Below are 9167 nucleotides of genomic sequence, written 5' to 3'. Positions count from 1 at the left end.
AAGGAGGATAAGGAGGATAAGGAGGATAAGGAGGATAAGGAGGATAAGGAGGATAAGGAGGATAAGGAGGATAAGGAGGATAAGGAGGATAAGGAGGATAAGGAGGATAAGGGGGTAGGCAAGCTATAGGGGATGCAGATCCGGGGAGGGAAAGACGCACAGATAAGCAGATTTTGGGCAAATTACGTACAAGGTAAATGCTGAAAATATTGTAGTGCGGGCATCTTGCCCGCAGTATTGTATCTTAGAAAAACAGAAATATCTCTAAATTTAATCAGTAATTCCTATTGAAAATTGCTACATAGATTTAAGTTAGTTTTCTTATTTGAGAAGTATTTAACCTACTATAATAATCGTACTAGCCTAAATAGAAAGTAAATATTTCTGCTTATCTATGTTTTATTAGGACAGCTTCAATTTTAATTTAGAGGCAATACAACTCTTGTTTTTATTAACTAAGTATTAGCTTTTAGCAATCAGTCATTAACTTTTTGTAGCTCTAAATTAAATCCCCATTTTCTATAAACCAGAAGGTTGATGAAGAGTTTAAATTCTCTTAAAAAAGTTTACTACTAACTGCTGAATGCTGATTACTTATTTAATCCCAATTAAAAATCACAATAAACGTAATTTTCGAGCCAGACTATGGAATCAACAACTACTCAATTAGAAACTTCAAAAATGGATGTATCAAAACAGGGTTTACCAGTAACAATAATTACAGGTTTTCTTGGCAGTGGAAAAACAACTTTACTTAACCATATATTGCAAAATCAACAGGGTGTAAAAACTGCTGTTTTAGTCAATGAATTTGGAGAACTTGGAATTGATAATGAATTAATTGTTTCTACTGATGCAGATGAGACAATGGTAGAACTTAGTAACGGTTGTGTTTGCTGTACGATTAATGAAGATTTAGTTAATGCAGTTTATCAAGTTTTAGAAAGACCAGAAAAAATTGATTATATGGTAGTAGAAACTACTGGTTTAGCTGACCCATTGCCAGTAGCTTTAACTTTTTTAGGAACTGAGTTACGAGATATGACTCGCCTAGATTCAATTATTACTTTGGTAGATGCTGCTAACTATAGTATCGACTTATTTAATAGCCAAGCAGCATATAGTCAAATTGTCTATGGTGATGTTATTTTGTTGAATAAAACTGACTTGGTTGATGCAGCAGATTTAGATTTATTAGAAGTGAAAATTAGAGATGTTAAAAAAGATGCCAGAATTATTAGAACTAAACAATCGGAAGTAGCTTTACCGTTAATTCTAAGTGTGGGTTTGTTCCAGTCAGATAAGTATTTTGATGAAATAGAATCTGATAACCATGACCATAAACATGAACATGAACATCATCATCATCATGACCATGACCATGACCATCATCACCATCATTCTGACCACTTAGAAAATGATGGGTTTACTTCTATTTCTTTTCAAAGTGATCAGCCTTTTTCTATTAAGAAGTTCCAGAATTTTTTAGATAATCAATTACCTACAAATGTGTTCCGAGCCAAAGGTATTTTATGGTTTAAAGAAAGCCCTTCAAGACATATATTCCATCTAAGTGGTAAGCGGTTTACTATTGATGACGATCAGTGGAAAGGTAAGCCAAAAAACCAGTTAGTTTTAATTGGTCAAAACTTAGAACATGAGAAGTTGCGATCGCAATTAGAAGAATGTGTTATTAATGGATAATTAATAATTAACAATTAATAATTTAAGGGATTAGGAAATCTTTAAAAGCTGATAACTGATAATATCAAATCCAGTAGTATTGGTAGAATTTAAGTAGACTGTAGGGGTTTGGTCTCCAATTTTTCGGGAACCGTACCCTCTACAAACTAGGCGTTTTTGCTTTTTTCTGATAGTAGAACCTTATTCTTAAAAGTCAGCGAATTTGATATACAGCATATTCCAAGTATATGAAGTTAAAGATATTATAGCGTTTTTCACAAAGAAAGGTAGACTACAAAAATTTTTCCTTCTTCCTTTAAACCCAAATCTCTGTACTCTATAAAACATGAAAACTGCTATAATCATTAAATCTTAATCAGTGCGATTTTTCAATAACCGTGCATCTTGCTCCCATGAATGTACCTCATCAAACTGAAAAAGCTGATAACTGATAACTAATAACTGAAAGAGCTGATGACTGAAAGATGCGAGTTATTATCCAAAGAGTAAATTTTTCCCAAGTAAAAGTAAATGGAGAAATTGTTGGTAAAATTGATAAAGGATTAAATTTACTTGTCGGTATTGCCAAAACTGATACAGAAACAGAAATAGATTGGATGGTACGCAAATGTCTAAACATACGTTTATTTCCTGACCCAAATAGTAACAATAACCGTTGGGAAAAATCTGTCAAAGATATAGATGGTGAATTATTAATAGTTAGTCAATTTACTCTCTATGGAGACTGTCGTAAAGGTCGTCGTCCATCTTTTGATAATTCTGCATCTCCTGAAATTGCTAAACAACTTTATCAACTATTTGTAGATAAATTAAAACCCAGTGGTTTAAAGGTAGAAACTGGTATTTTTGGAGCAATGATGCAAGTCGAAATAGAGAATGATGGTCCGGTAACTTTATTATTAGAAAGAGAAGCAACCTTTCAATAATTAATAATTAATAATTAATAATTAGGGCTAATAGTAGGATTCCTGAACAATCAAAAGTTCAACTCTTTGAGCAAGATAGGGTAAAAATCAAGGGACTATTCTTTTGTACGGACGTTGCATACAACATCCCTACTCTTCTATAATTCTCCTGACTACTGGATTCTAGATTCTGACTTCTACCCCTACCAACAGACTTTTACGGTTCCCGATAAATCAGCAAGCCCTAATTAATTATCCAGTAAGCATTCAGCTATTAGTAGTCAGCAGTCAGTTCAAGCGCAATAAAAATGAATGGGAAGCACTCTTTTAACTTCTACTTTTTAACCATATATCTGACATTGTTAAACTTAATGTATATATTCTGGCCAGAAATTATAGATTTGCTTCAAGAGTTAATAGCTGATAGCTAATAGCTGACTCCTGAATGCTTAAATTATCCATTAGTCAAAAATATAGAGTTAACACTAAGAAATTAGCAGATATTTAAAAGCTGAGTGCTGATAACTGATAACTGATAACTGATATATGGTTTGACGAACTAACATATAGGTATTTCCACACTATTGTTGTTCAATATCTACCACTCAATTAATGTTATAATTCAATAAATAGTAGTACAGACTAATTAACAGATATTAAGATAGAAGTAATAACTGTCAAAAAGTAGGTTTCCAGCCTGTAAAAAATTCTAGCCTGTCTGACAAAATTTAGTTAATATAATCTTAGATTTAAAAAAAAGGAAAGCTATGGGATTCTTTGATTCAGAAGTAGTTCAACAAGAAGCCAAAAAATTATTTGAGGATTATCAATCATTAATTAACCTCGGAAGTGGTTATGGCAAATTTGACCGAGAAGGTAAAAAGATGTATATAGAACAAATGGAATCTATGATGGATAGATATCGTATTTTTATGAAAAGATTTGAATTATCTGAAGACTTCATGGCTCAAATGACTATGGAACAACTCAAAACTCAGTTAAATCAATTCGGTATTACTCCCCAACAAATGTTCGATCAAATGCACATAACCTTAGAAAGAATGAAATCAGAATTAGAAAAGTCGTCCTAATTTAGTCACAATAAATAACTGCTTATTAATCACAGCTAAATATGCTCGGCAAACCATATAAAAAATTTGAAAAGAAAGCTGCTTACTTTCTGAGTTAAATATTGAGAAAGAAGCAGTTTTCTTCTAGCCATATTTTTTATTTTTAGTTTGTTCAAAAAGAACCATTCAGCTATTATCTGTCAGCTAACCTCCTTGGTCATAACTGCATAATTTAGCAATAAAAACCTTAACCTTAAGGAGGATATTTAAACGAATAAAGAAAGTGAAAGCTGAATTTTTGATCAGATAAAATTGCTTAATTATATAGCTTTTATCTCAAAGTAAAATAAATAGCTGACTGCTGAATGCTTTCCTTAGAAAATTACTACGGTCTGTCTTTTTCAAACTTATATGCTGGAGGAAAATATTCTTGACGCATACCACTCATAGCTTGATTCATAAAATCACGCCAGATAGGTGCAACAGTAGTTCCCCCAGTAGCCCCATAATTAAGTGGTCGATAATCATCATTACCTACCCAAACTGCGGTTGCTAACTGAGGAGTATAACCAACAAACCAAACATCTCTTTCCGAAGAAGTAGTACCAGTTTTTCCAGCAGCTTGACGACTGATTCTTGCCCTAGTAGCCGTACCACTTTCAATTACACCCACTAATACACTATTAAGTGATGCCACAGCCCATTGATTCAAAACTAATTTTGGTTTAGGAGTATTGTCCAACAATACATTTCCGCTAGTATCCGTTACCTGGACAATAAAAGTTGTATCAGAATGCCAACCACTATTAGCAAAAGTAGCATAAGCGCCAGCTATTTCCAGAGGCGTTAAATCAACAGAACCCAACGGTAAAGAAATTACAGGTTCCATCGGACTCTTGATACCCAAAATGCGACAAACCTCAATTACCTTATTTAGTCCAACACTCTGACCAATCGTTACAGCAGGTATATTCAAAGAAGATTGTAAAGCTTGACGAATACTAACTGCTCCAGAATATCCACCACCATAATTTCGAGGAGAATAATAACCACCACCATCCCGATAACTAACAGGAGAATCCATCACTATCGAATATGGTGAATATCTACCCGAAGCAAAAGCAGTATAGTAAACAAAAGGCTTAAACGAAGAACCTGGTTGTCTACGAGCTTGAACAGCACGATTATATTGACTGGTCTTAAAATCTGCCCCACCAACCATCGCTTTGACAAAGTGAGTCCGTGGATCGACCGCTACCAATGCCAATTGACCTTTATCCCAACTCCGATAAAGTCCACGATAATATAATATCTGATGCCATTCGGTCACAGTTTTTTCGGCCATCTGTTGGAAGTTCATGTCAATGGTAGTTTGTATCCGCATTCCTCCCTTCAAAACAGCATCTTTACCAAACCTCTCACTTAATTCTTGAATAACTGCATTGGTAATATAGGGAAGTTTACTCTTGCTAAACGAAGTAACTTTACCCACTAACAAAGGTTGTTTAAGAGCTTCTGCTTCCTCTTCAGCAGTAATCCAATTTAGTTCTCGCATTCTAGCTAGAACTGTTATTTGTCTTTGCTTAGATTTTTGATAATTAATAAAAGGACTATATCCTTCTGGCGCAGGAATCATACCTGCCATTAAAGCAGCTTCCGCTAGAGTTAAATCCTTGGAAGACTTATTAAAATAGCTTTTAGCTGCAGTTTCAACTCCATAGAGATTATGACCCCAGTAAATTTGATTAAGGTATAATTCTAAAACCTCATTTTTTTCCAGAATTTGTTCCATTCTAATCGCCAAAACTGCTTCAGCTATTTTCCGACTAAGTTTAGCTGTGGGAGATAAGAACAAATTTTTGACTAATTGCATAGTTATGGTAGAACCACCTTCAACAGTTTTACCCTGCTCCAAGTTGGCCACCAAGGCCCGCAGAATACCAATGGGATAAATACCGTAGTGATTGTAGAAATTACTATCCTCAATGGCCAAGACTGCCCGCTTTAAGTGTGGAGAAATTTGGTCGAGAGGTATTACTTCTCGGTTGGCCTCATCATGGAGACTTGCGAGTGGTCTACCTTTAATGTCATAGATATGAGTTGTTTCTGAAGGTGTATAATTTTTGAGAACCCTTACGTCTGGGAGATTACGGAAACTGATAGCTAAACCTACCAATCCACCAGCAACTAATGAGCTAGTCAGCATAGTAATGCCTAATACTGTACCTGCTGTAACTTTACTGACAGATTGAACGAACTCGAATACTGGTGAAGGTTCAGAGTTAGTTTTTTTTGTTTGTTGTTTATTGGAGAGAACGTTAGTTGACACTTTAATTAAACTTCCTTAACTAGATTTCCTGATTTTTATAGCAGGGAACAGGGAACAGGGAACAGGGAACAGTTGGAACAGTTGGAAAAGTTGGAAAAGTGTTCCCGTGGTCTTTGATTCATCATCCATCCATTTCCTAACCGCCAAGGCGGTTGCTATGATTTTAGTACTTAGACTGACTGCAGAACTAAGTCATTTCGGTTATGGCAATCCTATATTTTGGTTTTAGTAAGGAGTTAGGTAGGGTAGCCGTTGAATTGGGAGTGTACATTCAGGTAGGAGAGCTTTTAGATTGGCAACTTAGAAAATTTTAAAGATTTTTTGGTGAAAAATAACTATTATTAAAAATTATCACAACCAATCTAAAATTGCTATGAATAACTCTTAAAATCAAGCTTTTATAAATAAAATTAAGATTAAATAATGACTGATAAATTTACATGGCTGCATCGTGGAATCAGCGAAATATTCCCTGATCAACCAAATTCTCAAGACGTAGATGAAAATTTAATCCAAAGGTTAACTAAATCAGATAGTCCTTTGAGAGTTAAATTGGGAATTGACCCTACGGGATCTGATATACATTTAGGCCATAGTATTCCCGTAAGAAAACTCCGGGCATTTCAAGATGCTGGACATACAGCAGTATTAATCATAGGAGATTTTACCGCAAGAATTGGAGACCCGACTGGGAAATCTGAAGTTCGACGGCAGTTAACTCCAGAGCAGGTAAAGGAAAATGCTAAAACTTATTTGGAGCAAGTCCGACCAATATTGGATTTTGATACTCCAGGACGGTTAGAAATTCGCTACAACTCAGAATGGCTGTCTAAATTAGATTTGGCAAAGACTCTGGAACTTCTGGCAACTATGACTGTGGGGCAAATGTTGGCTAAGGAAGGTTTTGCTCTTCGTTATCAACAGGAAAATCCGATCTATATCCATGAGTTTTTGTATCCCCTAATGCAAGGTTATGATTCTGTAGCTGTGGATGCTGATGTGGAGTTGGGGGGGACTGACCAAAAGTTTAATATTGCGGTAGGGCGAGATTTACAACGTCATTTTGGTCAGAAGACTCAGTTTGGTCTGTTAATGCCAATTTTGTTGGGTACTGATGGGGTACAGAAAATGTCTAAGTCTCTCGGAAATTATGTCGGTTTGTCGGAAGACCCCTTGAGTATGTATTCTAAGTTGGAAAAAATTCCGGATAACCAGATAGAACAGTATTTTGAACTATTGACAAATTTACCTCTTGATGGTATCTCTGATAATCCTCGTGAAAGACAAAAACTTTTGGCTTTGGATATTGTGTCTCAGTATCACGGTCAGGAAGCTGCTTTGGTCGCTCAAGAAACGGCTGTGAAAATGGTGATTGAGGGAGATATGAGTCAAACTGGGGCGGTGCCAGAATTTTCTTTAGCTTCTGTGGAGTTTCCCGCCAAGTTATTTTATATTGTTAGTGCTAGTGGTTTGTGTAAGAGTAGTTCTGAAGCTAGAAAAAAAATTGCTGGAGGAGCTGTTCGTTTAGATGATGAGCGTATTTCTGACCAGAATTTAACTTTTGATTCTCCCACGGAACTTGATGGTAAGGTTTTACGGGTAGGTAAAAAGAACTTTGTTCGTTTGGTTAAAAATTAACTCAAACTTTTGCTCAGACTTCCACTCAGAAAAATTAAATAGAGAAAACTTCTGACTAAAAATCAAAGAAAATCTCTAGTCTCCAGAATATTAGTCAAAACTATAACGTTATAGTTTTTTGTCTAAATCTTGAGAAATAGATAACTAGAAATTTTTCAGACTGAATATTCAGACTTCCACTCAGAAAAATATAAAGAGAGAAAACTTCTGACTAAAAATCAAAGAAAATCTCTAGTCTCCAGAATATTAGTCAAAACTATAACGTTATAGTTTTTAGTCTAAATCTTGAGAAATAGATAACTAGAAATTTTTCAGACTGAATACTCAGACTTCCACTCAGAAAAAAATGAGTAGAGAAAATTTCTGACGAAAAATCAAAGAAAATCTCTAGTCTCTAGAATATTAGTCAAAACTATAACGTTATAGTTTTTATAGTGTAGCAAAAATAATGACTATTGATAAAATTATTGTTCCCTTAGATGTTCCAACTGAGGCAGCAGCGATCGCTCTCCTAGAAGAACTACCCGAAATAATCTGGTGGAAAGTTGGTCTAGAATTATTTGTTAGTTGTGGTCCTCAAATTCTCTCAATCCTGAAAGAACGTCAAAAACGGATTTTTCTGGATTTAAAGTTCCATGATATTCCTAATACTGTTGTGGGAGCTTGTCAATCTGCTGCTAGTTATGGGGTCGATTTATTAACTATCCATGCTACTGCCGGTAGAAATGCTTTAACTAAAGCACAAGAAGCTGTTGTAGCAGGTGCAAAAGCTACAGGGCAAAACCCACCCAAATTAATAGCTATTACTGTCTTGACAAGTTTAACATCTCGTGATATAGCTTTTGACCTAAAAATTCCTTTAGAATTACCAGAATATGTTTTGCAAATGGCATTGTTAGCTAAAGAATCTGGTTTAAGTGGGGCAGTTTGTTCTCCTCAAGAGGTAGAACAGTTGCGACAAGTTTGTGGAGATGATTTTACCTTAGTTTGTCCCGGAGTAAGACCAAGTTGGGCAGAAAAAGGAGACCAAAAGCGATCGCTTACTCCAGGTCAGGCCATTAAAGCAGGTGCTGATTATTTGGTAATTGGCCGACCTATTACTGCTGCTGTGAACCCAAAGGAAACTTTAGAACGTATTTGTCAGGAAATTGAAGAAGGTTAGAAATATATAGTAATCAGGAATAAGATGTGGGAAAAACCTGTAGGGGTTTGGCCTCTAAACCCAAGCTATAAGGGATTTTGAGACCAAACCCCGCATTTATAAATCTTACAACTTATTTAGGATTGCTATAGAAGTTATTTCAGTTATCAGTTATCAGCATCTTTGATTATATGAAGAAATGGGAATTTGAGAAAGAATAGATGACTATTTTTCAAGTAAAAGTTAAACCAAGCTCTAAACAACAAAGTATGGAAACTGAAGCAGATGGAAGTCTAAAAATATGTTTGAAATCTCCTCTATCAGTTATCAGTTATCAGCATCTTTGATTATATGAAGAAATGGGAATTTGAGAAAAAATA

The 9167-nt window shown here is 35.1% G+C and carries 7 protein-coding genes; 6 read left to right on the top strand and 1 reads right to left on the bottom strand.

Going from position 1 to position 9167, the window contains the following annotated elements; translation table 11 throughout:
• The first annotated feature begins 645 nt into the window (after nt 1-645).
• The 3 genes from VKJ25_RS07905 (at nt 646) to VKJ25_RS07895 (ending at nt 3700) form a co-directional block, all read left to right on the top strand.
• Nucleotides 646-1704, top strand: coding sequence for a CobW family GTP-binding protein (locus tag VKJ25_RS07905; RefSeq protein ID WP_324236077.1), 1059 nt, complete (start codon nt 646-648; stop codon nt 1702-1704).
• A 464-nt stretch (nt 1705-2168) separates the two neighbouring features.
• Nucleotides 2169-2630 (top strand): D-aminoacyl-tRNA deacylase, encoded by a 462-nt coding sequence (gene dtd, locus VKJ25_RS07900; protein ID WP_324236076.1) that lies wholly within the window; start codon nt 2169-2171, stop codon nt 2628-2630.
• A gap of 746 nt (nt 2631-3376) precedes the next feature.
• A complete protein-coding gene (locus VKJ25_RS07895; RefSeq protein WP_324236075.1) occupies nt 3377-3700 on the top strand; it encodes a DUF1825 family protein in 324 nt (107 codons plus the stop codon).
• Between the two features lie 364 nt (nt 3701-4064).
• On the opposite strand, the gene VKJ25_RS07890 is transcribed toward VKJ25_RS07895, so the two are convergent.
• Nucleotides 4065-6008, bottom strand: coding sequence for a transglycosylase domain-containing protein (locus VKJ25_RS07890; protein ID WP_375340312.1), 1944 nt, complete (start codon nt 6006-6008; stop codon nt 4065-4067).
• 423 nt (nt 6009-6431) lie between these two features.
• Between VKJ25_RS07890 and tyrS the strand changes: the two genes are divergently transcribed.
• The 3 genes from tyrS (at nt 6432) to VKJ25_RS07875 (ending at nt 9134) form a co-directional block, all read left to right on the top strand.
• Nucleotides 6432-7646: a tyrosine--tRNA ligase gene (gene tyrS, locus VKJ25_RS07885; RefSeq protein ID WP_324236074.1), complete on the top strand. Its 1215-nt coding sequence runs from the start codon at nt 6432-6434 to the stop codon at nt 7644-7646.
• 448 nt (nt 7647-8094) lie between these two features.
• Complete coding sequence (pyrF, locus tag VKJ25_RS07880) at nt 8095-8808, top strand: orotidine-5'-phosphate decarboxylase (RefSeq protein WP_324236073.1); 714 nt, start codon at nt 8095-8097, stop codon at nt 8806-8808.
• Between the two features lie 200 nt (nt 8809-9008).
• Entirely contained in the window at nt 9009-9134 is a 126-nt protein-coding gene (locus VKJ25_RS07875) for a hypothetical protein (protein WP_324236072.1), read from the top strand.
• Nucleotides 9135-9167: the final 33 nt, after the last annotated feature.

It is taken from the genome of Okeania sp., from assembly GCF_035285525.1.
In the GTDB taxonomy this organism is placed as follows: domain Bacteria; phylum Cyanobacteriota; class Cyanobacteriia; order Cyanobacteriales; family Microcoleaceae; genus Trichodesmium.
Note: the sequence above shows the minus strand (reverse complement) of the source record. Positions and strands in the feature narration are given on the sequence as shown.